The sequence below is a fragment of the Shimia marina genome (assembly GCF_001458175.1).
Classification (GTDB): Bacteria; Pseudomonadota; Alphaproteobacteria; order Rhodobacterales; family Rhodobacteraceae; genus Shimia; species Shimia marina.
Genome location: NZ_CYPW01000008.1, coordinates 85,499 through 112,479, shown reverse-complemented (window position 1 = coordinate 112,479; position 26,981 = coordinate 85,499). Strand labels below are relative to the sequence as shown.

At 58.5% G+C, this 26,981-nt stretch carries 27 protein-coding genes and 1 riboswitch; of the genes, 4 read left to right on the top strand and 23 right to left on the bottom strand.

Features of this window, described 5'->3' with window-relative positions; all coding sequences use genetic code 11:
* Nucleotides 1-69: 69 nt before the first annotated feature.
* From phnE to SHM7688_RS06200, 4 genes are read right to left on the bottom strand one after another with little or no spacing between them, the layout of a single operon-like run.
* Nucleotides 70-813 carry a phosphonate ABC transporter, permease protein PhnE gene (gene phnE / locus SHM7688_RS06215; RefSeq protein WP_046212119.1) on the bottom strand — a complete coding sequence of 248 codons (744 nt, stop codon included), beginning with the start codon at nucleotides 811-813 and terminating at the stop codon, nucleotides 70-72.
* Nucleotides 813-1,583 carry a phosphonate ABC transporter ATP-binding protein gene (locus SHM7688_RS06210; RefSeq protein ID WP_035253388.1) on the bottom strand — a complete coding sequence of 257 codons (771 nt, stop codon included), beginning with the start codon at nucleotides 1,581-1,583 and terminating at the stop codon, nucleotides 813-815. The genes phnE and SHM7688_RS06210 overlap by 1 nt, the downstream gene beginning before the upstream one ends.
* The gene (locus SHM7688_RS06205) at nucleotides 1,580-2,440 is read right to left on the bottom strand and encodes a phosphate/phosphite/phosphonate ABC transporter substrate-binding protein (protein ID WP_035253390.1); all 861 of its coding nucleotides are present in this window, start codon (nucleotides 2,438-2,440) and stop codon (nucleotides 1,580-1,582) included. Before SHM7688_RS06205 ends, SHM7688_RS06210 begins: the two co-directional genes overlap by 4 nt.
* On the bottom strand, nucleotides 2,440-4,293 hold the full coding sequence (locus tag SHM7688_RS06200; protein ID WP_035253393.1) for a cytochrome c peroxidase: 1,854 nt from the start codon (nucleotides 4,291-4,293) through the stop codon (nucleotides 2,440-2,442). The genes SHM7688_RS06205 and SHM7688_RS06200 overlap by 1 nt, the downstream gene beginning before the upstream one ends.
* A gap of 137 nt (nucleotides 4,294-4,430) precedes the next feature.
* Between SHM7688_RS06200 and mntR the strand changes: the two genes are divergently transcribed.
* A complete protein-coding gene (gene mntR, locus SHM7688_RS06195; protein ID WP_035253395.1) occupies nucleotides 4,431-4,880 on the top strand; it encodes a manganese-binding transcriptional regulator MntR in 450 nt (149 codons plus the stop codon).
* A 138-nt stretch (nucleotides 4,881-5,018) separates the two neighbouring features.
* Here the strand turns inward: mntR and SHM7688_RS06190 are convergent, their stop codons facing one another.
* The 12 genes from SHM7688_RS06190 to SHM7688_RS06140 form a co-directional block, all read right to left on the bottom strand.
* Nucleotides 5,019-5,522, bottom strand: coding sequence for a hypothetical protein (locus tag SHM7688_RS06190; protein ID WP_035253397.1), 504 nt, complete (start codon nucleotides 5,520-5,522; stop codon nucleotides 5,019-5,021).
* Nucleotides 5,523-5,590: 68 nt separating this feature from the next.
* Entirely contained in the window at nucleotides 5,591-6,289 is a 699-nt protein-coding gene (locus tag SHM7688_RS06185; protein ID WP_035253423.1) for a CbtA family protein, read from the bottom strand.
* A gap of 4 nt (nucleotides 6,290-6,293) precedes the next feature.
* The gene (locus SHM7688_RS19345) at nucleotides 6,294-6,464 is read right to left on the bottom strand and encodes a CbtB domain-containing protein (RefSeq protein ID WP_074964317.1); all 171 of its coding nucleotides are present in this window, start codon (nucleotides 6,462-6,464) and stop codon (nucleotides 6,294-6,296) included.
* A 34-nt stretch (nucleotides 6,465-6,498) separates the two neighbouring features.
* A riboswitch (cobalamin riboswitch) is annotated at nucleotides 6,499-6,712 on the bottom strand.
* A 144-nt stretch (nucleotides 6,713-6,856) separates the two neighbouring features.
* Nucleotides 6,857-7,192, bottom strand: coding sequence for a DUF1636 family protein (locus SHM7688_RS06180; protein ID WP_035253399.1), 336 nt, complete (start codon nucleotides 7,190-7,192; stop codon nucleotides 6,857-6,859).
* Nucleotides 7,193-7,457: 265 nt separating this feature from the next.
* The gene (gene lspA / locus SHM7688_RS06175; RefSeq protein WP_035253400.1) at nucleotides 7,458-7,940 is read right to left on the bottom strand and encodes a signal peptidase II; all 483 of its coding nucleotides are present in this window, start codon (nucleotides 7,938-7,940) and stop codon (nucleotides 7,458-7,460) included.
* A 99-nt stretch (nucleotides 7,941-8,039) separates the two neighbouring features.
* Nucleotides 8,040-8,495, bottom strand: coding sequence for a DUF411 domain-containing protein (locus SHM7688_RS06170; RefSeq protein ID WP_035253402.1), 456 nt, complete (start codon nucleotides 8,493-8,495; stop codon nucleotides 8,040-8,042).
* A gap of 3 nt (nucleotides 8,496-8,498) precedes the next feature.
* Nucleotides 8,499-9,653, bottom strand: coding sequence for a M23 family metallopeptidase (locus SHM7688_RS06165; RefSeq protein WP_370001670.1), 1,155 nt, complete (start codon nucleotides 9,651-9,653; stop codon nucleotides 8,499-8,501).
* 208 nt (nucleotides 9,654-9,861) lie between these two features.
* A complete protein-coding gene (locus tag SHM7688_RS06160; RefSeq protein ID WP_058239120.1) occupies nucleotides 9,862-10,494 on the bottom strand; it encodes an SCO family protein in 633 nt (210 codons plus the stop codon).
* Nucleotides 10,494-10,934, bottom strand: a complete 441-nt coding sequence (locus SHM7688_RS06155) for a copper chaperone PCu(A)C (RefSeq protein WP_035253414.1) — start codon at nucleotides 10,932-10,934, stop codon at nucleotides 10,494-10,496. The genes SHM7688_RS06160 and SHM7688_RS06155 overlap by 1 nt, the downstream gene beginning before the upstream one ends.
* A 46-nt stretch (nucleotides 10,935-10,980) precedes the next feature.
* Nucleotides 10,981-11,640 (bottom strand): DsbA family protein, encoded by a 660-nt coding sequence (locus tag SHM7688_RS06150; RefSeq protein ID WP_035253415.1) that lies wholly within the window; start codon nucleotides 11,638-11,640, stop codon nucleotides 10,981-10,983.
* Nucleotides 11,637-12,059 (bottom strand): disulfide bond formation protein B, encoded by a 423-nt coding sequence (locus tag SHM7688_RS06145; protein WP_035253416.1) that lies wholly within the window; start codon nucleotides 12,057-12,059, stop codon nucleotides 11,637-11,639. Before SHM7688_RS06145 ends, SHM7688_RS06150 begins: the two co-directional genes overlap by 4 nt.
* A 5-nt stretch (nucleotides 12,060-12,064) precedes the next feature.
* A complete protein-coding gene (locus SHM7688_RS06140; RefSeq protein WP_046212147.1) occupies nucleotides 12,065-12,628 on the bottom strand; it encodes an SCO family protein in 564 nt (187 codons plus the stop codon).
* 206 nt (nucleotides 12,629-12,834) lie between these two features.
* Between SHM7688_RS06140 and SHM7688_RS06135 the strand changes: the two genes are divergently transcribed.
* The 3 genes from SHM7688_RS06135 to SHM7688_RS06125 all read left to right on the top strand — a co-directional run bounded on the left by SHM7688_RS06135 (nucleotide 12,835) and on the right by SHM7688_RS06125 (nucleotide 15,044).
* Complete coding sequence (locus SHM7688_RS06135) at nucleotides 12,835-13,263, top strand: MerR family transcriptional regulator (protein ID WP_035253418.1); 429 nt, start codon at nucleotides 12,835-12,837, stop codon at nucleotides 13,261-13,263.
* Between the two features lie 91 nt (nucleotides 13,264-13,354).
* On the top strand, nucleotides 13,355-14,116 hold the full coding sequence (locus SHM7688_RS06130; protein WP_035253419.1) for a transglutaminase-like domain-containing protein: 762 nt from the start codon (nucleotides 13,355-13,357) through the stop codon (nucleotides 14,114-14,116).
* Nucleotides 14,106-15,044: a cation diffusion facilitator family transporter gene (locus SHM7688_RS06125; RefSeq protein ID WP_058239119.1), complete on the top strand. Its 939-nt coding sequence runs from the start codon at nucleotides 14,106-14,108 to the stop codon at nucleotides 15,042-15,044. The genes SHM7688_RS06130 and SHM7688_RS06125 overlap by 11 nt, the downstream gene beginning before the upstream one ends.
* A gap of 172 nt (nucleotides 15,045-15,216) precedes the next feature.
* Here SHM7688_RS06125 and SHM7688_RS06120 read toward each other — a convergent pair whose 3' ends face one another.
* From SHM7688_RS06120 to SHM7688_RS06085, 7 genes are all read right to left on the bottom strand, one after another.
* A complete protein-coding gene (locus SHM7688_RS06120; protein WP_035252735.1) occupies nucleotides 15,217-17,217 on the bottom strand; it encodes a type IV secretory system conjugative DNA transfer family protein in 2,001 nt (666 codons plus the stop codon).
* An 8-nt stretch (nucleotides 17,218-17,225) separates the two neighbouring features.
* Nucleotides 17,226-19,577 (bottom strand): relaxase/mobilization nuclease domain-containing protein, encoded by a 2,352-nt coding sequence (locus SHM7688_RS06115; RefSeq protein WP_058239118.1) that lies wholly within the window; start codon nucleotides 19,575-19,577, stop codon nucleotides 17,226-17,228.
* Nucleotides 19,564-20,145 carry a helix-turn-helix domain-containing protein gene (locus tag SHM7688_RS06110; protein WP_058239117.1) on the bottom strand — a complete coding sequence of 194 codons (582 nt, stop codon included), beginning with the start codon at nucleotides 20,143-20,145 and terminating at the stop codon, nucleotides 19,564-19,566. The genes SHM7688_RS06115 and SHM7688_RS06110 overlap by 14 nt, the downstream gene beginning before the upstream one ends.
* A 515-nt stretch (nucleotides 20,146-20,660) precedes the next feature.
* Nucleotides 20,661-20,867 carry a hypothetical protein gene (locus SHM7688_RS06105; protein WP_007120662.1) on the bottom strand — a complete coding sequence of 69 codons (207 nt, stop codon included), beginning with the start codon at nucleotides 20,865-20,867 and terminating at the stop codon, nucleotides 20,661-20,663.
* Nucleotides 20,868-21,406: 539 nt separating this feature from the next.
* Nucleotides 21,407-22,399, bottom strand: a complete 993-nt coding sequence (locus tag SHM7688_RS06100; protein ID WP_262974993.1) for a nucleotidyltransferase family protein — start codon at nucleotides 22,397-22,399, stop codon at nucleotides 21,407-21,409.
* A 156-nt stretch (nucleotides 22,400-22,555) separates the two neighbouring features.
* Nucleotides 22,556-23,485 carry a DUF2493 domain-containing protein gene (locus tag SHM7688_RS06095; protein ID WP_058239115.1) on the bottom strand — a complete coding sequence of 310 codons (930 nt, stop codon included), beginning with the start codon at nucleotides 23,483-23,485 and terminating at the stop codon, nucleotides 22,556-22,558.
* Nucleotides 23,486-24,204: 719 nt separating this feature from the next.
* Nucleotides 24,205-26,658, bottom strand: coding sequence for an AAA family ATPase (locus SHM7688_RS06085; protein ID WP_058239113.1), 2,454 nt, complete (start codon nucleotides 26,656-26,658; stop codon nucleotides 24,205-24,207).
* Between the last annotated feature and the right edge of the window lie 323 nt (nucleotides 26,659-26,981).

The following is a 26,981-nucleotide window of genomic DNA, read 5'->3' as shown; positions in this document are numbered from 1 at the left end:
TTCGAATGGCACTACGAAACTGAAAACGCTGCGAAATCTGAATTTTCCGACCTTCCTTGATCAAAATCGTCACGAAAACCGCTTTTGTAAAACCGAATTTAGACCTTCGAACAGCAGCACAAGAGCGATGATGGCAAGCGTGACAGTTGCAGCTTTGTCGTATTGGAACGAACGCACGTAAGTCTGAACGTACAGACCGATGCCCCCGGCGCCAACGATACCTAAGATCAAGCTTTCGCGGAGGTTCAGTTCAAAGCGGAAGACAGTGTCGCGGAGCACAACTGGTGCCATCTGTGGCCAGATCGCCCACCGCAATAATTGCGCTCGGCTGGCACCTGCGCTTTCCAATGCAGCAAGTGGTGCGGCACCGACATTGTCGATTGCTTCAGCATAGAATTTGGCCAGCATGCCGGTGGCATGAAAAGTGATTGCAAGAATACCGGGCAGTGGGCCCAGCCCGACTGCCCCCACCATCAGCATCGCCACCAAGATCAGCGGAATCGACCGGATCACTGCCAGCAGCGCACGTACCGGGCGCCAGATGGCTGCGGGTACAAGGGTCTCAGACGCAAGTACAGCCAGCCCCGCCGACAGGACGACCGCAAACAGCGTCCCAAGAATGGCGATTCTCAGTGTCTCGGTTAGGCCTGTAAGGACTTCCGGCCAGACAGAAAGGTCCGGTGGTATCATCCGGCCTAGAAATTCTGCTAGCCTCGGACCCGCTCCGGGCAGTTTTTCCAAGCCGATGTCAGCGTTTCCTGCAGCCCACAGCACAGCAAGCCCGAGTACCATCCAAACCAAGATCCGGCTCATCAGCTCACCACCCGCAATCCGTCACCAGGTACTGTTCCATGGTACAAATCGCTGATGTCATCGTTGCCGACCATCGCGGAGGGCTTGTCAAACAGCACCGCGCCCGCGCGCAATCCAACGATACGGTCGGCAAAGCGCCGCGAAAGCTCTGGCTGATGCGAACTGAAGACTACAGCGATGCCGCGATTTCGCGCTGTGTTGGTGATCAGTTCCAGAATGCGTTCGGCGTGGGCTGGATCGAGGTTGCTGACCGGTTCATCCGCCAGTATCAACTCAGGCTCCTGCGCCAGGCAGCGGGCGATGGCCACTCGCTGGCGCTGACCACCTGAAAGCTGATCTGCACGGCGCTGTGCCAACTCCGTTAGGCCGGTGTCCTCCAGCGCGATGGTCGTCTTGAGGTGATCCTGCGCACCGTATCGCCCCCAAAGCGACGGCCAGAGGCGCATTCGCCCCAGCCGCCCGTTCATCGCATTCTGGTAAACGCTCTGCCGGTCAACCAGGGCGAACTCCTGAAAGATGAAGCCAGTCTCTAGCCGGGTTTTTCGTTCTGGTGCCCGATCATTTGGAAGCCGGTTGCCCAGTACCTCAGCCCGACCGCGCCATCCCCGGACCCGCCCATCCAGCAAGGCCAGCAGGGTCGACTTGCCGGCGCCCGAAGGCCCCAGCAAGGCCACACATTCCCCCGGTGCCACCTGCAGCGACACATCCTGCAGGGCCTCAGCGTCGTCAAAGCAATGCGACACAGCATGGAGGGCAAGCGCTTGGGTCATTTTAGATAGCCGTAACGGCGTGCCATCTGCCTGACCCCGTCATAGACCTTGGGATCTGCTGCCACATAGCCGTCTGGGCCGTAGAGATAGGCCAGCAAATACTGGTTCTCAGCCTGGTTCAGGCGCAGCATGGCATCCACGAAGCGGGCCTGCAAGGCCGCATCTAGACCAGGCCGGGCAATGATGGCATGGCTGGGGATCTGCGCGCTTTCGCCCAGCACCCTGACCTCGGCCTGCTGCTCAGGCGTCAGATAAAGATCGGCATACTGGCTGGCACCCGCAGCATCCACTAACCCGTTGGCCATAGCCTGCATTGCCTGCTGATAACCACCGGCAAAGAACTTCTGGCCAAAGAACCGGTCCGCATCGCCTGCATCCGCAACGAGTCCTTCGCGCACAAACAGGTCGAGCGGATAGAGATAGCCGGACTCCGACACCGGATCGGCAAAGGCAATGTCACGGCCCTGCAGGTCGGCCAGCGTCTCGATGCCGCTGTCCTTGCGCACAAACACCCGGCCCGAATAGCTCGGCTGGCCGCGGTAAACCTCGGACAGAAGTGGCACCGCCCCGATCTGGTCTTCTGCCAGCACAAAGGGCAAGGCACCCATGAAGGAGATATCGGCATCACCATTGCGCAATGCCTCAACTGCCGCAGCATGATCAAAGGTAACAAAGCCGGTGACTGGAACCTCCAACTGCTGGGACAGCCAGGCAGTGATCGCCTCGATATCCCCCAACAGCTTCTCTGGGTTTTCTTGCGGAATGAAGGCGAGTTTCAGTGCCTCTTCCGCAGAGGCAGTTGCTGGCACTGTTAGGGCGGCAGCGACAGTGGTCAAAAAGGTACGGCGCGACAGCATCAGAACATCCTCTCATCAATCTCGGCTTGCATGGTTTTGAAAGCGTCCCACTGGAGGCTCGCCTCAGCCCAGTCGCCAGCGGCGCTGGCATCGCCAACTGCCTGAAGAATTGCGGCAAATCGGTAGATTTCTGGCTTAGCGTTTTGATTGATCATAACGCTCGCATCTGCCGCCAGATCCGGTGCAACAGTATCAATCAATACGGCGATGTTCTCCGCATCCCGCATCGGGATCAGTGTGTCCAGCGTCGAAGCAAAAGTGGTAAGCTCTTCCCACGACAGGCGGAACACGCTGTCTCGGCCTTCAAAGCGCTGGTAGGGCTCCTCACCATCTCCTACCGCGCGCAGATAGGCAGTTAAATCGGCGCGCTGTTCCGCATCCAAGCCCAGATCCTTGGTATCGTTGAACCAGTCTACAACCCCCGCTAGGGTCGCCAGCGATCCGTCATGCATGTAGGGCGCGGTGAAGTTGACATTGCGCAATGTGGGCGTTTCGAATGGGGTTGCGGTGCCGCCCGGGAACGGCGGCTCGGCCGAGCCAATGTCATAGGTCTGCCCATCTCGGAAAAACCGGTCCGGGGTGTGGCAGGAGGCGCAGGACCTGTCGCCAAGCCCGGCAAATTCGGTATTGAACAGTACCTCACCGCGTTTCGCAGCCTCAGAGGCCTTGTCAGTCAGCCGCCCGGCCTCGTCTATCTGTGGGTTGGGCAGAAAGTCAAAGGCGCGCAAGTAGGCGACCATCGCATCGAGTTGGAACGGCGTTGGCTCCGCTCCGGCAAACTCGGTCACGATCACATTGCGTACAAAACTGCGCAGGCTCGGCTCGCGCCCATCACGCCCGTAAGGCGCTGTAAAGCGGATGCCTCGCATTGACGGCGTATCCAGGTGATCGTCTTCCCGGTCATTGAACATCGGATTGAAGAAGGAGCTGTCCACATCCATCCCGCCAGCATGGCTAGAGAGGCCGGGGATAAAGAAATCCCGGTTCACATCGGACCGGTTGTGGCAAGTTGAACAGGCAATGCCCAGGTCACGTGCTGGGGAACCAAAGATTTCAGGGCTGTCGAACAGCATGTCGCCATAGGCCACAAGCGGCAGGTTGGCCTCATCCTCGCCAGCCTCTTCAAACTGGAGCACCAGCCGGGGTAGCTCGCGCTGATCAGCAATATTGGAGCCCGGTGGGAGTGTGGCGGGCAACACTACCGGCGTACCGGAGCGCACTGCGCTCTCCGGTGCCGGGGTCAGCTTGCCACGTTCGACAAAAACGGAGGGCAGATAGTTTGTCTCAATGTACTCCACGATAACTTTTTGCGCCTCAGCAAATCGCGCCACATTCGGGTCTTGAGCGCCATTGTTCAAAATACCGGTGCTACCCAGAGAAGAATTCAGAACCAGCCAGGCGCGACCTAGGTCGTGTGCGGCCTGCTTGTCCGCCGCCAGGATGCCGTCCTCGAACGCGCGGTACAAGGCCGCAGACTGCGCAACCTCAAATGCGGCTTCAGGCTGGCCAAGTGTCGCCTCGGCTGCCTCTAGGTGCTGCAGAATACCTTTGGCCAATGCCGTTGTAATGGCAGCAAACAGGGCCTGTCGGTCTTCCGCAGCCAGCGCTGCACGAATGTTCTGGGCGTCGCTATCCGATACCCGTGACAGTGCCTCCACCGCAACTGCGCTGCCGGGTGCCGGAGCAGTCCAATTGTTTTCAATCTTCTCCCAGGGAACGGGTGTCAAGTTCGCCATGAATAGGCTCAGCCGGTAGGCTGCGGCCCGAGGTGCCCAAGGGGCTTCTTCAATGGCAGTGGCCCCCACACTAAGCGGAAGCAGGCCAATCAAGGCAGATGCAATCAGGTGTTTCATGGTTCAGTCTATAATTATTAGCCTTGGCTAAGTTTTGTAGAAAAGTCTATGTCATTGTCAAGGCCCGCGTCGCTGGTGCATACACAATAAGGCGCGGCAAGCAGGGTTCCGCACCAGCAATAGACACCGAGAGCAGAATGACCGATCAGAAACCACAACTATTCGGACGTAAACCTGACGACCAGGTGAGCGGTTTCGAGGCAGCCCGCGCCGCCCGACAAAGCGAAGTTGTGGAGGATTATGTCGAGCTGATCGCGGAGCTGATTCACCAGAACGGTTCAGCGAGGCCCGTGGAGATTGCCGAGCGGCTCGGCGTGACCCAGCCCACTGTGTCCAAGAACCTGACCCGGCTTAAACGCGAGGGCTTCATTGTGCAGGAACCTTACCGATCAATACGCCTAACGGATGCTGGGCGGCGATTGGCCGAGGCTTGTCGAAAGCGGCACCGAATTGTTGTGGAGTTCCTTATCGCCCTGGGTATTTCCAAAGACGTGGCCGAGCACGATGCTGAAGGTATCGAGCATCATGTAAGCGAAGAGACGCTTCGCGTATTCAAGGATTTTTCACAGAGTAAAATGAGCCGATAGCGAGTTGGTTCATGCTATTGCCATTTGCCATAATGATGCGCTCAGGGGAGGATTGCATTCGATCCTGACATGCAAACCATGGCAATGCAGGGGCGCAAGGCCCCTGCGACCGAAGTTCAGTCAAGATCTGAGTTTTGCTCAGGAGCCGTCATCGTCTGCTTGAACGATTAGTTTGGCCTCGACGGGCAAGCCCCCAACCATTAGCGGGCTGTGGCTGTTGCCATTGAGGGAAACTTTTATCTCAACGTCGCCATCCGGCAGTGATGGGAGGTGTATCCAGTTGGCATAAAGGCGCCCCAGCTTTTCGCCGTTGATATAGACATGCGCGTGACCTTCACCAAGTATTTCCTCAGTAGAGGCATTCTCAGGAGAAAATCGGAAGTTTTGCGGTGTCACGTGCAAGTTCCAACCTGCCATCGGATCTTTAATCATCTTGATCGCCACGCTGGGGGCATTGCTGTCGGCCGGTAAGTTAGTGACAGCAGAGTGGTCATGGGCTGCCATCTCCGCATTGCTACCATGTTGAGACGGGTCAGCATGGTCGTGGCTGTCAAAGGTGCTGCCGCTGCCGGCCGCGATCACAAAGCCGACGCCGCCGCCAAAAATCAGCCCGATGGCGAAGAGAGCGAGTGAACGGGACATTTTGTCCTCCTCAATAAATGAAAGCTCCCGCCGGCGGTGACCGGCGGGAAAGCAATAGAGGAAAGGAATCAGGCGGCGGCGTTCGCGCGTTTGCCTTCAGCCTGCCAGAAGTATCCGGCAAAGCTTCCCAGCAACACCCAAGCGGCCATGCCGATGCCAAAGGCTCGGGCGGCAAATAGCGCGCCGATCTCGGTCGGAACCGGGCCAGCGAAGGTGTCGGGTTCAGGCGCACCGACGACGTGAGGCGCTATCAGCAGTCCAGCGGCGATCAGATAGCTCACCAAGTTGCCTCCAAAGGCGATCAACCACATGGCGACGCCAGCTGTGGCAACAGTAGCAGTCCACCATACTTGGCGCACACCGACATCTGCTGCGGCTACGCCTGGCACTTCAGGCGCCAGCGACAAGCCAGGCGCAAAGTGGAAGGCAACAAAGCCAGCCAAGCCCCAAAGCAAACCGGTGCGACCGTTAATCTCACGACCCTGTTGTTCGGCAATCGACATAAGCGCCACAAGGGCCAATGCATAGCCAGTATACGTCAGCATCGTGAAGATGATGCTTAGGCCGTCGCGCACCGGCTCGGCGAACATGCCGGGCAACTCGGGATGCGCAGTCACAGGATCAGCGCCAAAATGCACCAAATCGCCACCCTCATAAAGTTCGGCGTGGAGAAGTACAGGCTGCACGAAATAAAGCTGCAGCAAGGCGGCAATCAGCCCCGCTGCAGCACCAGCGAACAACGCGCTGGTCAGAATACGACTGAACATGGTCTTAGTGGCAGGGAAAGCCAGTTGCGTGGCGCACATCGTGAGCAGCGTCATGCAGGCCAGAAGCTTGAGCATGGCCGGTCACAGTAACAACACCCAAACCCAGAATAAGGGCGAACACTGCGGGCAGAATGGTTGATCCTACAGCGGATGCTTTGATAGCGTTTGTCGTCATTTTAGTCCTCCTTGCCGTCACACCCGACGGCGCAAGTTACGTTCAATATACGGCCGGTCTCCTGACTCGCGGGTCGATGCCGTCTTCCCCCTTCCCAGCACTCTCGCACCAGTGGAAATGGAAGGTAGCTCGCCGCTCACAGTCGCGGGGGCGGTTGAGGTTTCGGTGCCGCGATTTGGTCCACCGTCCTCATTCCCGTTTCAGCTCTAATGCATTTGCACCTTTGAGCACCGTAATGACTGTTTCTGTCCGATTAGGCGGTAGCAGGTCAAGTACGAAACCGGCATGCCTAAGTTCCGCAGCGCCAAATTGATTTGAAATCTGCTGCTGTCAACACTGTACTGAATGCAATAATTCACCGCAGGAGCTACTAATATCGTGGTGCGGGTGGTTTACTGCACATCTGCGGGAATGCGAGCAATAGCCTTGAAACGCAGCTTTCCAAGTGGCCTTGCATCCGCGAAGTTACCGTCTGGGCTTTCCTGATACATCCGGATGAATGTCAGGATGTCCGGCAGGTCTTGAGCAGTTATCTCACCGAAAAGATAAGCAGTCTTGTCGTTCTGTCGGACTGCAAGCGTTTGTGGTCGCATGCAGCCGGACATGCAATCGACGTGCTGCAATTTTGCCTTCACATTCGCTGCCTTTAGCGTTGATACCACTTGATCATACAGGGTTGGATCCGCGTCACGGCAGGTTCGGCATAAAGTAAGCGTTGGTAGGTGCATGCGCCGAGCAAGTCCTTTTTTGAGCAACCTTCTTTATGATTCAATATCTGCGGGTGGTTACTGGTTCGATTTCGAAACTTGGTTTTGTCGCGGTGCCTTTAGAAAAGTCAATACTTGAGCGATCGGCAAGCTCGCCGGAGTAGGCACCTACAATGCCAACATAGATTATTCAGACTTGTGGCACGAGAAATTTTTCTTGTCCGGCAAATCGAGGAAACAGTTGCTCAGGCAAAAAATCCGCCGAATGAAACTTGGGGCAATGTCTTCAATGATCGCCCTCGAAGTGCCTCTGGATCACTGGTACCACCAGCAGTAATCCGGCACCTCCGACAATGAATACGTCTGCCATGTTGAAAGTCGGCCAGTGTGCAGATCCAATGAAAAAATCAAGGAAGTCTGTTACGGCTCCATAATGGATGCGATCAACGACATTGCCGAGCGCGCCACCTATGATCGCCCCATACGCAATCGCTTCTATACTGCTCTCTGTGCGAAGCATCATGATCAGGAGCCAGGCACAAATGATAAGCGCAAGAAGCAAGAGGCCCCACCAGGGGGCGCCACCCAAAAGCCCGAAGGTTACGCCATCATTGCGATGGAACGTGAGATTAAGCCCGGGAAAGACAGCGATCCCGTCTTTTAGGGTATCGGCGCTCGCGACAACCCAGGCTTTTGTTACCTGATCAGTGGCGACGGCGCCGACGACAGCTAGTATGCCGAGTACTTGTGTTTTGTTGACTGTCAACATGTTGCAACGTAACTACTTTGGATACCATTGGCCGGTCTGCGCTGAAGCGGCTGAATAGGTTAGCTAGATTGGGGAAAGGACTTCCATAATTCGGCTCGGTTACCCTGCTGGGTAGCTCGAAAATATTTCGGTCGAGCCGTCTTTCTGGATCAAGAAGACGTCGTAGGCATCGCGTTCGTCTTCCGGCCCCATCCCTGGCGAACCATAGGGCATTCCGGGGACTGCGAGACCGACCGCATCGGGGCGTTCGTTCAGAAGGCGGCGGATGTCGGCTGCAGGCACATGTCCCTCGATCACGTAACCGTCCACGAGCCCAGTGTGACAGGAGACCATGCGCTGCGGCACTCCGTTGTCGAGTTTGAAGCGCACGAGAAGGCCGCCGAACATGTCCTGGCCTATTGGTGCGAAGCCGTTCTCCTCAAGATGATTCATCCAGGACAGACAGCAACCGCATCCATTGGTCTTGCGGACGTCTATTGGGGTTGCCTCCGCGAGGGCCTGCGCCGCCGGTAACAGGGCGAGTGTGATGGCAAGAGCTTGGATCATGCGTCTCATGGGTCAGAGCCTTTCGGTTGTCGTTTCGGCAATGTCGCTGCCGAGGTTTTCATTCAGAAGCGCCCGCGCCTCGACCAGACGCAAAAGCGCGGCTGTATCATCCGCTTCGCTCTCAGCCGCTTCGGCAAGTCTGTCGTCAGAGAGGGGGTCAGTAGGGCGTCCATCCACGAGGACTTCGTAGTGCAGGTTCGGGCCCGTCGCCGTGCCAGTCGCGCCGACGCGACCGATCACATCTCCCGCCGCAACGCGTTGGCCTTGTGCCAGGCCCTCGGGCACAGCGCTGAGATGCGCATAGCGTGTCATTGTGTCTGAGCCGTGGGCGATTTCGACCACGCGACCATAGCCGCCCCGCCAGCCGATGAAGCTGATCCGTCCCGGTGCTGTCGCTTGAACCGGCGTTCCGCTTGCCGTCGCGAAATCGACACCTGTGTGCATCCGGACATTGCCGTAGACCGGGTGCGTACGGCGGCCAAATACCGAGCTTAATCGCGCCCCTTCGACAGGCTGTGCAAAAACGCGGAGAACCGTGCCATTGACGTAAATCGTTGCCCGATCGCTACCGCTTACCGGCCAGACAACTTCATAAAGTGCGCCGCCGATCTCCAGCGATGCAAAGGTAAGTTCCGGCTGACCAATTCTGTCTTCGCCAACACGGGCCTCGCGCCACAGTAGCCGAAGCGTTTCTCCGCCGGTCACCTCACGACGGAAGTCGACGATTCCACCCAGCATCTGTGCCAAATCGACAGCGAAGCGGGCAGGCATCTCGGCTTCTTCCAGCGCGGCAAAAAGCGAGCTGTCGATCACCGCTTCGCCCGCCGATGTTATGAAGTCGGGAGCCGGGGTCACGACCTGCGTGGCCAACTCTTCGCCAAAGATCGCCTCGATCCGCACACCGTCCTCGACGGAGAGCGCGACGCTGCGCGGGCTGCCGTCCATCGTCGAGACAACGGTGACCGAATGCCCAGGCCTAAGTCGCCTCAGATCATATTCCGCGCCGAGGGCCAGAGCGACCTCGGCACGGTCAGTCGCTGAGAGACCTGCTTCTTCAAGAACGGTGTCGAGCGTCTCGCCGGTTGCGATATCGCGTGACCAGTTGGAGAGCGGAGGTTCTATCGTCGGTAAGAGAGTATCGGCGCTCGCAACCTCCAGACGTGGCATGGACTGGAGTGGTATTGCGGGCTCCACACGTGTTTGTGCGACCTGCGGTGTTTCCGTTTCAATAGAAGTGGGAAGCGGGAGTTGAGGTGGCGACCAAGTGGTTGCAGCTGCCAGACCGGGAGGGATCGGATCCTTCGACCAGATGCCCGATATTGCCAACCCGCCCACCGACAGCACCGATACGAATGCGAAACCTGCCGCGATTGTTCTAATTCTCATGTTGCCCCCCAGTTTCTCTATTGAGCGCACGCCGGATTTTCGGCACTGCGAATTCCCTCGGCTCGTGATAGTCGATCATGGTGCTGAACCGGCCTTTCGCGTCGAAAAGGAAAACGCTGGCAGTGTGGTTCATGGTGTAGTCGCCACCTTCGGTCGGCACCCGCCCATAGCGTGCGCGGAAGCCCTGTGCTGCGCGCGCAATTTCCTCTTCCGGGCCAGTCCACCCGCGGATCGACGGATGGAAATAGCCGACATACTCGGCCATTGCCTCGACAGTATCCCGCTCTGGATCGACGGTGATGAACACCACGTTCATTCCCTCCGCCTCTTCGCCCAGGTCATCAAGCCAGCCGGAAATATCCGACAGAGTCGTCGGACAAACGTCCGGGCAATAGGTGAAGCCGAAGAAGACCATTGACGGGCTGCCGATAAGGTTTTCGGGTCCAACCTCGTTACCTTCGTGATCTGTCAGGCGGAATTCCATTTCAGATAGGGCAACCGGGCGCAACCCCGCTTGTTCGGGCGCGCCGGGGCCATCGACCTGCCACCACCCAACAACAAGTGTCAGGACGATCGCCGCGATGCCAGCGAAGGCATACTTGAGGATCGACCGTCGGGTCATTAGCTCTCGGGACCGCGCGCTGCAATACCTAGAATTGGAACCTCGACCACGATCTCACCACCGTCCGAGAAGTCGAGCGTCAAGGAAAAGCTTTCGCCCTTGGCCATCGGTCGCTGCAAGCGCATCAGCATGGCGTGAAGGCCACCCGGTTCCAGAGACACAGATTCACCCGGCGCAATCTCGATCTCGCCTGCAGGTGCCATTGAGCTAACACCATCGGCATTTGTGGATGTCTGGTGAATATCAGGCATCATCGCCAAATCCGTGCGGAGGCCAGTAAGTATCACAGCCTCGTCGCCTGTATTGCGGATTGTCATATACGCGACACCCGGACGGTTTACGCCGATTGACGCGCGCGCCCAGGCATCTTCGACGACAACGTCTTCCGAACCAGCTTCTACCGGGGTCGCTGTGCTTGATGCGAACATGCTTGCGGCCATCAGGCCATAGAGTACTGTCTTCACTTTGCGGTTCCCTTTTTGACCACTAGCTGCCAACTGCAGCTACTTCGGCGTCAACCTGTTGTCTCAATTCGTCCATTCCAAACGGATCTAGCGGCTTGCCATTGATGTAGAACGTTGGGGTCTGGCGAACGCCCATTGTTTCTACGTCCGCTTTGTCCTGATTGACGATTGCCACGATATCGGGTGATTTCATCTGCTCTATCGCAAGTTCGAGATCGAGCCCGGCTCCGGCCGCGATCTTTCCCAGCTTTTGTTGATCAAACGCCCCATGCGCCGCCCACGCGTCTTGATAAGCCATTAGAGCATTTAGCACCTGTTCGAACTTGCCCTGCATCCGGGCCGCTTCTAGCAACTTGACGGCTATATCCGAAATCGGTCCGTGAAACGGGGTGTATCGTATGACAACACGCACGGCTTCGGGATTTTTGTCCAAAATATCTTTTACGACGGGGTGAAATGCGCGACAGGCCTCGCAGGCTGGATCGAGGAACTCAACGATGGTCACGGGGGCTTCAGCGGGCCCCAAAACAGGCGAATATGGTCGCATCAAAGCGTCCGCCAACTCTGGCGCGACAACCGCACGTTCAGATGACGGTTTTGGTTGGTTTACATACCACGCGGCCCCACCAAAACCGGCAGCACCCATTGCGAGAACGGAAATAATCAACCCGCGTCGGTTCATGATTTTTTCTCCTTGAGAGATAGGACTGAAAGCGCACCAATAAGCGCAAATGTAACAACGGCCATCAGCGGAATGGGGATGCCTAACACCAACTGGTTGTCGTCAGTGCAAGAGGGCCCCGTCGCAGTACAAGGTTGGACGCGTTCAGGTATGATCCCGACATATAACCCCATATGCCAAGCAGCCACTGCTGCGCCACCAAGTGCGAGTACGACACCGTACCGACCAACACGCGGATCTTGCCACCATAGTCCCAGCCCAAGAATTATCGCCAGTGGAAACATGAAGGCGCGCTGGAACCAGCAAAGAACACAAGGTGTCTGCCCCAGCACTTCGCCAATGAACAGAACAGCAAGCGAGGCGATGAGGGCGATCACCCAAGCCAGCCCGAGGGCAGTTTCTCCGTATAATCGGTTCATTTGGGTCAGAGCCTCTCTCTTAGATCGGTAAGTATCTCTTCGGCAGAGGTGCCATAAGCCCAAGAGTCGGTGAAGCGCGCCTTTGGATCGAAGAGGAATAGATGCGATGTGTGGCCCATTGTGTAGCCATTTGGTGCTGAGGCCTCCTCGATCCGCTCATAGAAGATCGGAAAGGTCTCGGACGTCTCAGCAATCTGCTCCGGCGTGCCGGTCAGCCCAATGATGCCTGCATTGAACAAGGGCACATACTCGGCCAGCGCAGCGGGTGTGTCGCGTTCAGGATCAATCGAGATGAAGATAGGCTGTATTTTCTCTGCATCTGTTCCTAGGTCTTCCATGACGGCGGCAACTTCGGCGAGCGTCGTTGGGCATACATCTGGGCAGTTGGCAAAGCCAAAAAAGACAAGCATCCACCGCCCGGCAAAGTACTCATCCGTCTGCACCAATCCACGATGATCGGTCAGTTCGAAATCGGCGTAAAACGCAGGGTTAGAGGCATTAGCGTCGGTATCGGTCGAAGGTTCGAAATACTGGAATGCCGCAAAGGCAAGAAGCGCTGTGCCTGCCAGACCCCACAATAGTCTCTGAATAACTGAAAGACGCACGTTATTTCGCCCGTTTGATTCTCGGTTTTGAGCCGGTTTACATCCTCTAGCTACTGTAGGTTCAAGTGGTTTTCTAAAGAGCGCGCCAGAGATCGCCAAAACGTGATTTCCGCGGTTGCGCCATGAGTGAGATAAATCTACATTCACTAGAGGATTAACGGGGTTTCGACATGCTCACAATTGGGACTCTTGCGAAGAGGACCGGCACCAAGGTTCAGACGATCCGCTACTATGAGCAGATTGGATTGATGCCGGAACCTGGTCGGACTGAAGGCGGGCAACGTCGCTATGGTGACGCTGAACTTGATCGCCTCGCATTCATCCGGCACAGCAGACAGTTGGGATTTCCGCTCGACGCGATCCGGGAGTTGCTTGATTTGTCCGACGCGCCGGACCGGCCCTGTCACGAAGCCGATGAGATCGCACGCCGACAATTGAAGCTCGTTGAGCAGAGAATGGAGCGCTTGAAAGCGTTGCGCGCGGAATTGAAACGCATGGTCAAGGAATGTAGTGGCGGCAACGCATCGCAATGCCGCGTCCTTGAAGTGCTAAGAGACCATTCGGAGTGTCTGACCGAGCACGATCAAATTGGGGTGTGAGTGAGCACAGAAAACTATTCGAAGTTTTTGCTTGAACCTACAGCGACTGTAGCAATTATCTCTGTACTCGAAAGATTCGAGGAGCCCCATCGTGGCACATAATGACCCTTTATTGACCGCAACCCCGATCCTGGATTTTGGGGCGGCGCCCATAGCGGAGCTCATCGCTGCAAGGGGTTGGCGTGATCTGTCCGACACCGACAAGATTGGCGCGATCTATGACTATATCCGCAACGAGATCGCCTTCGGCTACAACCGCGCCGACGACATTCCAGCGTCCGAGGTGCTGTCTGATGGCTATGGTCAGTGCAATACGAAGGGCACGCTCCTTATGGCGCTCCTTCGGGGTGTGGGCATAAAGTGCAGAATCCACGGGTTCACGATCCACAAGGGCCTTCAGCGCGGTGTTGTGCCGGAGCTGGTCTACCCGATTGCGCCGGAAGAGATCCTGCATTCGTGGATCGAGGTCGCACTGGACGGCAAGTGGATCAATCTCGAAGGCTTCATTCTCGACAGCGCGTTCCTGAAGGTTCTGCAATCGTCGTTTACCGACCGCGAGAGTCTGTGCGGTTACGGTGCTGGGACGGATTGCCTCAACGCGCCGCCTGTCGAGTGGACAGGGCAGGACACATATATCCAGGATACCGGGATCGTGCAGGATTTCGGAACGTTCGACACGCCCGACGCTTTCTATGCAGAGCATGAGCAGAAATTCGGGCGTTTGCGCGGATGGCTCTATCGGAACATCATCCGGCACTGGATGAATGCGCGTGTGCGGGCCTTCCGCGCAGGCCGTCTGAAACCCGACGCCTCAATTGCGCACCAGCATGAGGGAGAGACCCGTGCCGCATGATCACCATGGTCACAGCCATGCCCATCTGGACCCGTCCAGCGGGGATCGCCGGGTAGCAATTGCGATTTGGGCGAACGGTCTTCTGACGGTTGCGCAGATCGTCGGCGGCATCTTCGCAGGGTCTCTCGCCCTGATCGCGGATGCGCTGCATAACTTCTCGGACATGGCCGCGCTTGTCATTGCCTTTGCGGCCCGCAAGATCGCGCGGCGGCCCGCTGATGAGCGAATGACCTTCGGCTATGGCCGGATCGAGACCGTGGCGGCCTTGATCAACTACACGACGCTGATCGTGATCGGGCTCTATCTGATCTATGAAGGCGGCATGCGCCTTATCGAGCCGCCTGAGGTGAAAGGGTGGACAGTCGTCATCATCGCGGGACTGGCACTGGTGGTTGATGCCCTGACGGCGGGGTTGACCTATTCCATGCAGAAGGGCAGCCAGAACACCCGCGCCTTGTTCCTCCACAACCTCTCCGACGCTTTGGCTTCAGTCGCTGTGATTGTCGGTGGCACGCTGATCATCCTCTATGACATGCGTTGGGTTGATCCTGCGATCACGATTGGTATCGCGCTCTATATTCTGTACCTGGCCTTCGCTGAGATTGGTGGCCCGATCCGGACGCTGATGCTTGGCAGCCCGCCGGACATTGATGGAGGTGACGTGGTGGCCGTTTTGCGCCAAACAGAGGGCGTTAGCGACGTCCACCATGTGCACTTGTGGCAGATGGAAGAGAATGCTCCAGCGCTCGATGCGCATGTCGTCGTCGAAGATGTTGCATGGGGCCAGTTGGAGCAGATCAAGGCAGAGCTAAAGACGCAAATTGGCGCTGAGTTTGGGATTGATCATTCCACGCTGGAATTTGAGCGTAATGAAGCTTGTGACGTCGAGGCGCCGCTGTTTGGACATGACAAGCACCAGATCGAATAGCTTAGGTGATATGCATGATTGATATCTTTGGGGCGGCACCTAGGACGACGTGGAAGCAGACCTTGTTGCTGCTGCAGCGAAAGGGCACTTTGTCCGCGTAGCAGACCTTGGCGCCAAGTGCAGTGAATGACCGCTTCCCGCCCTCTATGACCGTCAGACCATGCCCACCGCCCTACCGGTGAATTGGCTTTTTGCCACCCTCCTCCTGCAGCATCGCTTCCATATCGTCCAAGCCATCAACGGCAGAGCGCATCTGCGCGTCATCATCCACCCCCACTGTCTCGGCATCCGCGACCAGGCCCTCAAAATCCATCTCCATCTGTCGCTGTTCCTCGGCGATCACAGCTTGAACGACAGGCGCGGTCTTCTTTGGAGCGACATCAGTTTTCCCTGACGGTTTGCCATCAGCAGCCTGGCGTACACCCTCCGCGTCGGCCCCGGGTCCGCTTGACCCGTTCGGTGGCGGTGTCATCGGCATGGCGCGCATACTCGGCGGCAGATTGCCCTGCGGCCCCCCTCCCCCAGGCTGCGGAAACGGCAACTCGCCCGTCTGAGCCGCGTGGATCGCCTTGAACAGCCGATCATCAAAATACTGGATCCGTTTTGCGCGGACCGGCATTTGCGCATCGATCACCATGACGATCTCGTCGAGCGGCAGGCGGCGCGCCTCATCTTCGGGGAGCAGCGAGCTTTCTTCCGTTCGGGTCGACTGGCTGCGGCCCTCGAAGGGGTTCTTGCCGATAGACTGCGAGCGGGTGACCACGGTTTTCGTGGTCTTGCCGACAGCCTTGCTCAGCTCCTCGACGGTTTTTTCGTCGGAGGGCGTCAAGTAGAGCTTTACACCAGCGTTGCCTTGCAGGGCACGGCGGGTGTTCTCACCATAGATTTCATCGAGGGCGGGGATGGTCTGGGTGACCACTGCCAGGTGGCCGCGATAGGTCCGCAGGGTTTCGATGCTCTCGACCACGATGGGCATCTTCCCCAAACGGTTGAACTCGTCGAGCATGATCATCACGGGCCACGGCTCATCCGGCCCGGGGTCCTTTTCCTGCATGGCGGAGAGAAGATCGGAGAAGAAGAGGCGGATCAGGGGCGCCAGTGGCTTCACCATCAACGGCTGGACAACGAGATAGACCGAGAAGGGCTTCTTGCGGATCGTGCGGAAATCAAAGTCCGACACCGCCGTCGCTTCATCAATGGCTGGGTTCTGCCATTGATCGAGCCCCGAGGTCATCAAAAGCGAAACGTAGGAGGTCAGCGTGTCGTTGTTGGTTGAGGCAAGCCGCGTGAAGATCAGCTTGGCGGCCCTGTTCTCCACCTCATGACCCCGTGCGAAATACTCCTTTTGCTTGTTCCCGCCCGAGGCGGCGATGCGGTAGATCTCGCCCAAGGTCGGACGCTTGCGCTGGAAGGCCAAGAGCCCTGCCGCCACGAAGAGATCGATCCCGCCTTTGAGAAGGCCCTGCACCCGGTCATTGTCGCTCTGCAGGAACAGCGTCGCGAGGAGCTGCAATTCCATTTGCTGGCGCGCGGGGTCTTTCAGTTCGAAGATGCGCAGGAGCGGATTGTAGCGATGCGTGCGCTTGCCCTCCCAATCGGTAGGGGCAAAGCGATAGACCTTGTCACCTTGGGCGGCGCGGTGCCGGGCCGTGGCCTCGAAACACTCGCCCTTCACATCGAGCGTCACGGCGGAGCCTTGCCAGGTCAGCAGGTTCGGAATGACAAAGCCCGTGGTCTTGCCGCGACCCGTGGGGGCCACGATCAGCGCGTGTGGGAAGACCTTCGAGCAGATGTACTTCGCGCGGGATTTAGGAGAGCCGAGTTTGCCGAGGATGAACCCGGTCCCGGGGGCCCCGAAGAAGCCATTGGCCTTCATCTCGCGCGCGGTCTGCCAATGGGTCTGGCCAAAGCGTGTCAGGGCGGACCCTGACAGGGCGAGGCTCAGCATCATGCCGGCGGCGGCAAAGCTGCCGATGATCAGATGGATGAGCTGGGCATCCTCGGGGCGGCGATCGAGAATCGCCAGATAGTTCTGCGCGATATAAGCAAAGTCGAACTCGGCCCCGAAGCCGAGATCCTGGTAGGTCAGCACCGCCGAGGCGATGGTGTAGCCTATCGCGGCGGTCACCAGCGTCACGAGCAAGACACCCGTGGCGATCCGCACCTTTCCCATGGAGGCGCTCAATGGACCTGACCCCTCTCGGTTTCGCCATCCACGTCTGTCGCGCGGTGTTTTTCGTATTCGGCGTCGGCGAGATCATCGACCACTTGGCGCAGGGCCTCGGTGTTGGCCGTCGCGGCATCCGATTGCAGGTAGACCTTGGCCACATAGAGCCGGTCGAGACGGTCCTCGAGAACCTTGTCCAGCGCATCGGCATCGCCGGAAGTGAGCCGGCCCAATTGGCGGTCGTCTAGCACCCGCGCGATCTCCTCGCGGAAAGCGTCCCGCTCCGCCTCGGTCTCGAAGGGCGCGGACAACTCTCCCGCCCGCTCATGATCCAGGACACGCACAATCTCGTCTGCGATGCGGTCGGAACGTTCAGACAGCGGCGCAGTTTCATCGCGAGCCGCGAGAACTTCGTCGCGGGTGCCAACCCCAAGCCCCTCGCGCATCACGGTTTCGCGGCGGACCTGATTGATGGCCTCCGTGTCGCGTATCTCGGCGACGGCCGCATAGGTCGCGCCGAGCCCACGGGTGAGGTGGGACGGCATGTCCGGATAGCGCGCGCGCAAGTCATCTGCGACAGCATCCGCAACGGACGTGCGGAGGTCGCGTACCTCCATGATCCGGTCGACCTCGCGGGTGATCTCGCTGGCGCGGGCCACATCGGTGATGGTCTCCTTGTAGGGCTCAGACCGGTCGATCACATCGCCAGGCCGTGCGAGCAGTTCCGGATGTGCTTCGAGATACGTGCGCTGCTCCGTCTCGATCCGGCGCTCCGCCCTTGAGACAACCTCCCGCTCCCGGTCGTCGATCTGCTGCGCTGTCAGACCCTCCGTGCGCATCTCCTGACGGATTGTCCCTTCCATCTCCCGGACCGCGTCCTCCTGATAGTGGAACCGCTCGCTGACCGGTTCGGCTTCCACAACGCCGTCCCGGCGCAGCACGTTTTCCCGCTCCAAAAGCGTGCCAAGTTCGACGTGCACATCGTTGAGAATATCGCGCGCCTGTTCCAGATTGGCGCGGCGTTCAAGGTTCAGATCGCGCGCCTCAGCCACTTTGGAGAGATCATTGGCGATCCATTGATGCTCGAGCGCTGCATTTGAGGCGCCCGTCTCGATCCGGGCCACCACTTCCGATGTGCTGATCCCCGTGCCGTGTAGTGCCGCGTCAATGCGCGATCTCAGATCGGGCTCGGCCAGTCGCTCGCGCTGGCTGGCGTCAATATTGGCCTCGGAATAGATCCCGCCCTCCGAGGGCGCGTCTGAGAGCGAACCCGAGCGCAGCCCCAAGGGCTGCATGTGCTGGACCTGCGTCTGGATCTCGATGAGGCGTTTTTCCAGCACGGGACGTTCCGCGTCAGACTTCTCGGCGATCATGCCCTGCACCCGCGCGAGCTTTTCCGCATAGAGGCTTCTCAGATCCTCGAAGCTTTGATCCTCGGCCATATACACATCTCCTGTTCGGTCCACCTGCCCGCCATGCGCCAGCACCTCGCCCGCGCGGAAGAGTGCCGCGGCAATGTCTTCGCGGGCCCCGCGGACCTCGGAGGTCTCCCGGGAGGCCTCCACGGCAAGCGAATGGTAGACGGTTCTGGTGTTGGCGATCTCCGCCAGCGTCCGGGTCAAGTCGGCCCCCACGCGTTCGCGCTCGCGGGGTGCGCGACCCTCTTCTTTCGCCGCATAAACCTCGCGGGTAGGGGCTGGGTAATGCACAACCCCGCGATCCACCCGGCGCGTGGCTTCCAGCCGCACGCCGTACTTCTCCGCCTCCTCGACCATGGCGAGGCGGAAATCATCATAGTTGAAGCGATGATTGCGCCCCAGAAAGAAGAACTCGCCTTCCTGCGAGCGACGGTTCAGCACCAGATGCGCATGCGGGTGATCGCGGTCCTCATGCACCGCGATGATGTAGTCGAAATGCCCCGCGTCGGTCTGGAAGAACCGCTCGGCCACGTCCGTCGCAATGTCGCGCACATCCTCCCCACGCGTGCCCACGGGGAAGGACATGAGCATGTGGGTGGTCTGTCCGAGCCTGGGCTTGAAGCCCGCATCCCACCGCTTGGCAAAGCGCTCCGTCAGGTCCTTGATGTCACCCGCCTCGAGCTTCGTCTTGCCATCCAGGAACCCGCTACTGTCCACGATATGGGTGGACTTGGTGGTGAGGTAATCGAGCTGGTTTGCGAGCTGCGATTTGGTATGCGTGCCCCCACCCCGGATCGCCTTGAAGACCGCTGGCCGATGCCCTGCTGCCGCGCGCGAAAGCTGGCTCTGCTTGGCGACATGCAGCCCCTGCATCGAGCCTCGGATTCGGCTCCAGCCGTCCCGGAAGACCTCGCCAGTGACGGTATGGACGGCATCATTCAGCCGCATGGGCAAACTCCCTCAGCGCGGCCGTAGCCTCCAGCTGCATCGCGTCGCGACGACGGCGCAGGAGCAGATCGATCTCGTCAGCAGAATCCAGGATGAACCGCGCCAGCCCGCGCATCTGCGCAAGCCGCAATTCGGTGAACTCCGAGCCGCCCCCCTGCCCCTGCCGATTGGCCTGAGTCATCTGCTTGGCGATCTGCGCGACCCCATTGCCGACCTCGTGCAGAGAGGCCCTGTAGCGCGCCATCTCTGCTGCCATCTGCGCATCCGGAACGAACACCCCGCCTGCCGCCTGAATGAGCCGCCGCAGCCCCTCGGCCCGGCTCTCGATCCCGGCGGCGGCCAGCACCTCGTCGAGCGCCGCAAGCTCCGCAGCGGTGACCTTCACACTGACCGCCGAGACCGGGATCGCGGCATCCGTCTGGCGCTCGGCATCGGCTTTCAGGACGTAGCGCACGGCCCGCGACGTAACCCCAAAACGCTCCGCAAGTTCAGACGTCGACACACCCTCCGCGGCCTCGCGAACGATCTGCATTTTCTCGATCTCTGTCAGGCGTTTTGTTCGGGACATGCGGAAGAAAGACCCCCTATTTCCTGCCACCTTCCACCAAGGCTGCCCCACCTTACGATAATATACCAAGATGTCAATTATATACTGCCGTCGCATTCAGGCTCAGGCAGCCTTGGTGTCCGCTTCCCCCGCGGCCCGCAGGGACGCGGCTCTGCCGACCTCACCACCAGGCGACACCTGTCCTAGGGGTCCGGTCCGCCAGCCCCGCCCGAGGCTCTGGCCGAACACGCATGTGTTCGGACGGAACCGCGGGCGGGCGCAAACCCCACCGACAGGGCGGACAGGCAGGGTCAAGGAGGGCCAGATTTGGGTTCCCAAATCTCTGCCGCAAAAACCGGGAGGCCCTGGCCGATAGGTTTTTGTGGATGGCCCCCTTGAGGCTGACTGGCCGGTCTGTCGCGGCCTGGTCATTCCGGGCGGAGTGCGTCCGTTGAACGCGCAAGGACCAGCATCCCTCGAACAGGGATCGGGCCGCCCCAAGATCGTCCTGGGGCGGCCCATCCTCGTCAGAGGATTTAGTCCTGGGGATCTTTCGCGCTCGGCGGGAACATCACCAGCTCCGAGACCGCGACCGGAAAATCGAGCTTGAGGCTGAAGAACTCCGAGCCATCCCCGTTGCGGGTGTTGCGGAACATGGCGCCCACGCGTTGAAAGCGGGTGCGCTCCTGGCCATCGGTATCGGTGAACTTAACGGGGACGGTGGCGACGTAGTGGTTGGTCATTTGGGTTACTCCTTGTTGCGATGGGGATCACCCAGCACGGGGGCAAGAGGCCCGGTCGCAAGCGCAAATGCGGAGGGTCCGCGGCTCCGCCGTGGAAGCCGTATTTGTGCTTGCCGAAGCGTGAGCAGAGGGCACGAACGGGCCGACCCCGTGCGATCCACATGCATAGCAAAAAGGAGGGACCCGATTGACCTGTGCCATCACGCAGTCGCCACCATCCGCGTCCACGTCCTGCCGAACCTGGCCGGGGTGCTGATGACGCCCGCCCGCGTGGATGCGATGTTCCGCGACACCACCCGAGGGTCGAGCAGGGCTTCAGCCTCAAGTGCGACGTCTCGACCCCTCGCGTCTTGCGCTGCTGACGATGTGCTAGGTGCGCACCATCCCCAGCCCGTACCGATGCGGATGGGCCGAACTCTGACGGGCTGGGTAGAGGGATGACGGTGCTGGACGCCGTGAGATGCAGATCAAGTGTGACCGATCGCACGCGCCATGAGATATGACGAAAGGACCGCCCGAAGGCGACCCGGTTATGGCCATCACGCGCCCAAGCTGTCGAGCATCCCCCTGGTATCAGGCATTCGCTTCAGCGAGTTGCCGATGTGCTCCCGCCAGCGCGGCCCAACCTCCATTGCGGTGGCATAGGCCCGAGCCAGATCATCGGGCCGGTCCTCGGCCATCGCTTCGATAAGGAAAGCCGCCTGCTCGCGGTCCTTCGCGGATTTCAGGCTCCCTGCCCCATCGCGGCGCCGGTCGGCAATGATCAGTTTGTGGATCGCATAGCGCTCCGGGCGGGGCACCTGCACCAGAACGCCGGATCTATAGATCGCCGCCGCGTGGATCGGCTCAGCGATCAGGAAGTTGAGATAGTTCAATCCTTGGGCGTTCACGCCCAATGCTGGCAGATCACGGAGGGTCTCATCTCCGAACGCCGGTGTGAGAAACTCGACCAACTGGCCGCTGCCACCCTGGGCCCATCGCCATGTCCGACCTTGGTCAAGAGATGGCAGAGGATCGAATTTGAGCGCCGAGAACGTCTCGGCAAGACCCGGGTCGACCTGATCCTGCAAGGCAACGCTGAGCTTTTCGAACTGCGCGATGTCGATGTCGCCAGTATTGGCCATACCGCCAATTGGCAGACGGATACCAAGCTCGCCTTCATAGAGGCGAAATGCATTGGTTCCGACGATGGTGCCACCCAACCGGAAGGTTCCGGCTGCGGCCATTGCCGACAGGATGGAACCGGTCGCACGGTCGATGGGCGTCATGCCTTCCGCACGCAAGAGCCGGACAAGCCGCGACCGTTCCACCTTCCGATCCTTGGCCGCCCGGCGCAGCTCTTCGATCCGGTCGATGCGCGCGCGCGTCTCGTCGCTGTCTTCGCCGATATAAATGAACCGCATCTCCGTCCCGACACGGCGCGCGGCATACCAATAGGCCTTAACCCCACGCTCCTTCAGCGTGGGCTTGCCTTCGACACCGGACAAGGCGTCGTCCTTCAAAAGTCGCACCAGGTCGGTATAGGCGCTCATCGCGATGCTGCTGAGGGGAGTCATGCCAATCATTTCCAAGTTTTGCTTGGCATACTTATACCTATCAAAACAGGAAATTGCTAGGCAAAGTGATTTGGAGAACGTCCACACCCATAAGAAACGACGAAAGGGCCGCCCGAAGGCGACCCTCTCTCTTCAATCCTGCGACGCCTTCTTCGCCGGGTCCGCAACCCGCATGACCGTCAGGCCTTTCGCTTCCGCCTTCTGCCCGAGGTTCAGCGCGACCCCGTTGCCGCCGAAGAGTACAACCCCCGTCGCCGCGAACTTGTCGTCCAGCATTTCGTCGTTGCACTTGAACGGTGCCGCCCGCCCGTGCGCGGACCAGCGCGGATCGAAGCGCGCCTGCGCTATCCCGCGTGCCCGGGCCCACCGAGCCGCAATCATCTCCGCCCCGTGCTTGCCACCCTTGTGGCAGAGGAAGATCTCCTGGTTGCGGTTCTGCTTGATCCGTTCGCGAACCTTGTCGAGCGTGTTGAAGATCACATCGACATCTGTCCAGTCGGTGGCTCCTGAGACGATCAGGGGCACCCCCTCGACTTTCGACTTCTCGGCGGTTTCACGGTCGTGCTGCTCCAGGAGCTGCCGTGCCTCGAAGACCGCCCCGGTCTCTTGCGCCCTGACGCTTGCGCGCGACCCGGCTGCCGGGATGAAGGCGTGGCCAGTTTCGATCTCGTAGCATTCCGCCGCCGCCTCGCTCATCACCTCGATTGCGCTGACGATCTCGCGCAGCTGCAGAAAGCGCGCCTGCGCCTCTTCGAGCGCGGTCTCGGCGATCTCCGATCCGTCATGGGATTTTGCCAGCGCGCCGATCTTGTCGGCGGTGCGGTCGACCTCCTTGCCGAGCGCCACCTTGCGGCGCTGGAGGATCGTCGCGAGCCCATGGGCCAGCGGTTCGATTTCCGCTTCGAGCCCGGTCCCGCGCAACTGACCAAGCAGAGCCTCGAAGCTCTCACGGATGACGCGGTCGGTCAGGATGTGATCTTCCGGGATCGGAAGCTGTGCGTCCTTCTCGGTCAGCCCGAAAAGCTCGATCGTCTCGTAGGTGTTTGCGGTGTCGTAAGCCATGTCTGGTCTCCAGTGTTCGGTTGCAAGGCCACCACGTGAGTGTGGGGGCATGGCCGAATGCCTGGTTTCCGAATCTGCCCGGGTCAGGGACGGCGCAGCCGCCGGCTTGCCGGGCGCAAAAGTTTTCTGCGCGCGGCACCCGACACATGCGCGCGCTGACGCACGGGTTCACCCCAAGCCACCGGCCCCGCCCTCGCCGAAAAGTTTTGCGATCCTTGACGCGGGCTGATTTGGGGGCCATCCGGAGGATATGCTTCCGCACTCATGTGTGTGTGTTTTGACGGTAGGTTTGCCCGACCCGAGCAGGCAAACGGCCCGACCGGACGCGAAAGACGGATGGAGCGGCGGGATCGTTTTGGCCTCGGGCCAAAACAGACCAGAGCGCAATCCGGCGGAGCGGCCGGAGAGGGACGTGCTCGCGAGGCGGGCAAACCGGGATGCCAGGCGCGACGCCGCGGTGAGGCCGCATGGCCGAATGCGCGACGGACCGAAGGGCCGTTCTCCCCTGCGACACGCGAAGCCGAGCAGGGGAGGCCGCAAGGCCTAGCCCAAGGTTGACGTGCAGGCGACCACGCCGCCAGCTATACAAAGTATCTACTCCAGCATTCGACGTGATGGGCGGAACGCGGGCTTTTGCTCCAAGTGCCAGATGACTTGGTAGTTTCCTCTTAAGCAGACCTCGCTTCACCGCGCTAACGAGATAAAAGTCCCAAATGCGGCTACTTAGGCTTTTTCTTGAGGTTTAGGTTCACAGAATTGCATGAACACCGAAGTCCTTCGGGAGAAGTGCCTTTGGGAGTAATGTACAGCCATGATCCACAGTCATCGCATTGTGCGCATGCCAGCAAATCCTTAAACGCATTTACAATAGGCATAAAGTCGTTGGGACTAAAATTGGCCCACTCGTTGAAATGTACGGCCTTATTGACGGTCCAGTCTTCTTCGCCCTTGTGAGTATTGGCTTCCTTGAGACGTTGCCTGCGAGCCTGCGCTTTGGACTTTTGGTCCTCGTTGCCCCAGGATTGCGCCGAGTCGACGGCTTTTCCTAGGAGATCTGACAATCTAGAAAAGGCGCTCGGTAATAGCCCCCCTAGATCGTAGCTGTTATCCGCCCTGAAGACCGTTTGCGCCCCCAGTTGATCCGCAAGTAGTCGCGCTACAAACTCCATGTGACGCCGCAAAATCGGAGCCGCAACTTCGACCTTACCCTTAGTCAAAGCTGCATCAATTTCTGCCCAAATCTCTGGATTTGATTCCACCAACGGACCAGTGTCCACAGACCAACTATCAAAAGCCATAGATGTTTTTCGGGTCACTAGATTTGCCGAACGCATCTGCTCTGCCCAAACTTTGTCATGGGTGGCAATTACGAACTGCGTGTTTGGGAATTCTGCCATCAAAAGTTTGCAAAATTGGTAGCGATGGTCTGCATCGACAGACATCACAACATCATCGAGCAGCGCAACGGTAAAACGGTCACCCAATAGCCGCTTCATCAATGCTAGGTATAGGCATACACCCATGCCATCTTGATGACCTTCGCTATGAAAAGCACCTGGTGGGAAAAGTCCCCGCTCGTAGAAATTCACATCAAAATCGAGACGCCCTTCAGTTGCTTTAAAGCGCGCGACAAATTTTTGCTCATCGCCGTCATTTAAAAGCCGATAAAACTTGCTGAAATCATCTTCGACGGCCTCGTAAAGCTCGTCAAGTTCCGACTCCATCGCTGCGCACCAAGCGTCATATGCGACTTTGCTGGCGTCTCGTGCCTTTTGGGAAGCTGTCTCGGTAAGACGTGCTGCTTTGTAGTCCTTGAACCGCTGTTCAGCATTGATCAGATAGCTCTGTGCGGCCAACGAAGCTGATTGATCAGGCTTCGCGCGAATAGCGCTCACAAAGTCCGCCAGTTTGGCCCGAAAGCCTTCCGGTATGGCTGGCCATCCATTGGCCAAGCGATCCTTCAACTCCAAGATTGTTGCGAAAGACTTTAGTTGTTCCTGAAAAAACGCCAAGTCTTTGCCCCATGCGACGACGCTGGACAGCATTTCAACTGCGTTCTCAATCTTGGCAATACGGTGAGTTTCGAGCAGCAGCGCCTTCAAGTTCCCCACTTCATTCGAAAGCGATGATGCATGTTCAACGAGCTTTTGCTTGAGCTCTCCTGCCGCTTGCGATTTCCGCTGCTTGGCGTGTAAATGCGAAAGAAGATGTGCTTCATCCGGCCATTCATGATCGCACATCGGACATGACGGGCCGTCCACCAGCTTTAATCCACTTTCCACCAAATCGCGTTGTTGCAACGAAACAAGGAGCTGTGCGTCGTTTTCAAGTTGCTCTATCTGATCGACAAGAGCTTCTGCATCCGGCGACGGAGATTGTCCAAGCTCGACGAGCTTTTTGTTAAGCTTGTCCAGTTCGATCAGTGCTGCGGATTTATTGAGCGATTGTTCACCAGCAGGCTCTGCCAAGCCTTTGTCGATGATTGTATCAGCTGTTATGGTGTCGTGGATTTCTAGTCCTAGCAGCTGGCGCTTTGCATTGACGGCTTTGAGCATCTCAGCTGCAGACAACGACGTGATGCCTAGGTGCTGCAACAGTGTATTTCTTTTGTCCTGCGTATCCTTTTCCGCCGCAATCGCTGCCCGGTTGAGCTTGCCGTATGCTGTGTTCAGTGCCGAACGGGTCTGACCCAACTCATCGATCTTTAGAATCTCTTGAATCTGTGCAGATCGCTTCGTTGGTTCGACCAAGATGAATTTCAGAATTTCTCTTCTCGCCAAAGTGATTTCGGGATGCTGAGAAACTTCGTCCAGAATCTCCACGATGTCCGGATCGTTCGGTTCGATACTTGGCTTCTTGGGGGCAGAGACTTTGCGAGTGAGCTTGGCTTTTTTGCCAAGCGTCGGGAAGGATACTTCCAGCTCTACAAATGCGGCATCTGGGAATTTGATGTGATCTACATGTGGACCATGATCTGCTAGTGAGAGCCCTTTGGTTCCGGTTCCGGTCAATCTGCCAATTTGACCAGTTAGTGCAAATTCGATGGCGTCAATGACCCCACTTTTTCCCGAGCCGTTCGGACCGGATATCGCGAAGGTCTTCTCAGCCAAGTTGATGTCCAACTTACGAATTCCACGAAATTCCTCGATGTGCGCTGAAATGATCTTGATCACAGAACTTCCCCTCCGTCTGGAAGAGTGAAAATCTCGGCTAGATCGTCGGCCTTAATTTTCCGACCTTCTTTCAAGAGCGCTTCAAGCTTTTGTGTTTTGGATGCATCAAAATTTTCATCATTCGAAAGTGTCTCGAGGAATTTGTTTGCGACTGAATCCTGAAGCGACGCCATTTTGCACCATATCTAAATAACTGGTTCCACTTTAGGCTGAGCACCGCCCTGCGGAAAGAGGTCTCTTGCAGGAAGGTGAGGGATTACTGCCGAAGGTTCAACCAGCGCCGATTTTTGGGGGTTAGGAGCTGGGACATATGCAATGGCCGC

Bases quoted from the DNA above. Each gene is read 5' to 3' on its own strand.
- SHM7688_RS06135 (WP_035253418.1), top strand. From the start codon at position 12,835: ATGCTCACAATTGGGACTCTTGCGAAGAGGACCGGCACCAAGGTTCAG.
- SHM7688_RS06200 (WP_035253393.1), bottom strand. From the start codon at position 4,293: ATGAAACACCTGATTGCATCTGCCTTGATTGGCCTGCTTCCGCTTAGT.
- lspA (WP_035253400.1), bottom strand. From the start codon at position 7,940: ATGTTGACAGTCAACAAAACACAAGTACTCGGCATACTAGCTGTCGTC.
- SHM7688_RS06165 (WP_370001670.1), bottom strand. From the start codon at position 9,653: ATGCCACGTCTGGAGGTTGCGAGCGCCGATACTCTCTTACCGACGATA.
- phnE (WP_046212119.1), bottom strand. From the start codon at position 813: ATGAGCCGGATCTTGGTTTGGATGGTACTCGGGCTTGCTGTGCTGTGG.
- SHM7688_RS06100 (WP_262974993.1), bottom strand. From the start codon at position 22,399: ATGAGCGCCTATACCGACCTGGTGCGACTTTTGAAGGACGACGCCTTG.
- SHM7688_RS06210 (WP_035253388.1), bottom strand. From the start codon at position 1,583: ATGACCCAAGCGCTTGCCCTCCATGCTGTGTCGCATTGCTTTGACGAC.
- SHM7688_RS06105 (WP_007120662.1), bottom strand. From the start codon at position 20,867: ATGACCAACCACTACGTCGCCACCGTCCCCGTTAAGTTCACCGATACC.
- SHM7688_RS06110 (WP_058239117.1), bottom strand. From the start codon at position 20,145: ATGTCCCGAACAAAACGCCTGACAGAGATCGAGAAAATGCAGATCGTT.
- SHM7688_RS06180 (WP_035253399.1), bottom strand. From the start codon at position 7,192: ATGCACCTACCAACGCTTACTTTATGCCGAACCTGCCGTGACGCGGAT.
- SHM7688_RS06115 (WP_058239118.1), bottom strand. From the start codon at position 19,577: ATGCGGCTGAATGATGCCGTCCATACCGTCACTGGCGAGGTCTTCCGG.
- SHM7688_RS06095 (WP_058239115.1), bottom strand. From the start codon at position 23,485: ATGGCTTACGACACCGCAAACACCTACGAGACGATCGAGCTTTTCGGG.
- SHM7688_RS06150 (WP_035253415.1), bottom strand. From the start codon at position 11,640: ATGAACCGACGCGGGTTGATTATTTCCGTTCTCGCAATGGGTGCTGCC.
- mntR (WP_035253395.1), top strand. From the start codon at position 4,431: ATGACCGATCAGAAACCACAACTATTCGGACGTAAACCTGACGACCAG.
- SHM7688_RS06155 (WP_035253414.1), bottom strand. From the start codon at position 10,934: ATGGCCGCAAGCATGTTCGCATCAAGCACAGCGACCCCGGTAGAAGCT.
- SHM7688_RS19345 (WP_074964317.1), bottom strand. From the start codon at position 6,464: ATGACGACAAACGCTATCAAAGCATCCGCTGTAGGATCAACCATTCTG.
- SHM7688_RS06160 (WP_058239120.1), bottom strand. From the start codon at position 10,494: ATGACCCGACGGTCGATCCTCAAGTATGCCTTCGCTGGCATCGCGGCG.
- SHM7688_RS06170 (WP_035253402.1), bottom strand. From the start codon at position 8,495: ATGAGACGCATGATCCAAGCTCTTGCCATCACACTCGCCCTGTTACCG.
- SHM7688_RS06205 (WP_035253390.1), bottom strand. From the start codon at position 2,440: ATGCTGTCGCGCCGTACCTTTTTGACCACTGTCGCTGCCGCCCTAACA.
- SHM7688_RS06120 (WP_035252735.1), bottom strand. From the start codon at position 17,217: ATGGGAAAGGTGCGGATCGCCACGGGTGTCTTGCTCGTGACGCTGGTG.
- SHM7688_RS06190 (WP_035253397.1), bottom strand. From the start codon at position 5,522: ATGTCCCGTTCACTCGCTCTCTTCGCCATCGGGCTGATTTTTGGCGGC.
- SHM7688_RS06145 (WP_035253416.1), bottom strand. From the start codon at position 12,059: ATGAACCGATTATACGGAGAAACTGCCCTCGGGCTGGCTTGGGTGATC.
- SHM7688_RS06185 (WP_035253423.1), bottom strand. From the start codon at position 6,289: ATGTTCAGTCGTATTCTGACCAGCGCGTTGTTCGCTGGTGCTGCAGCG.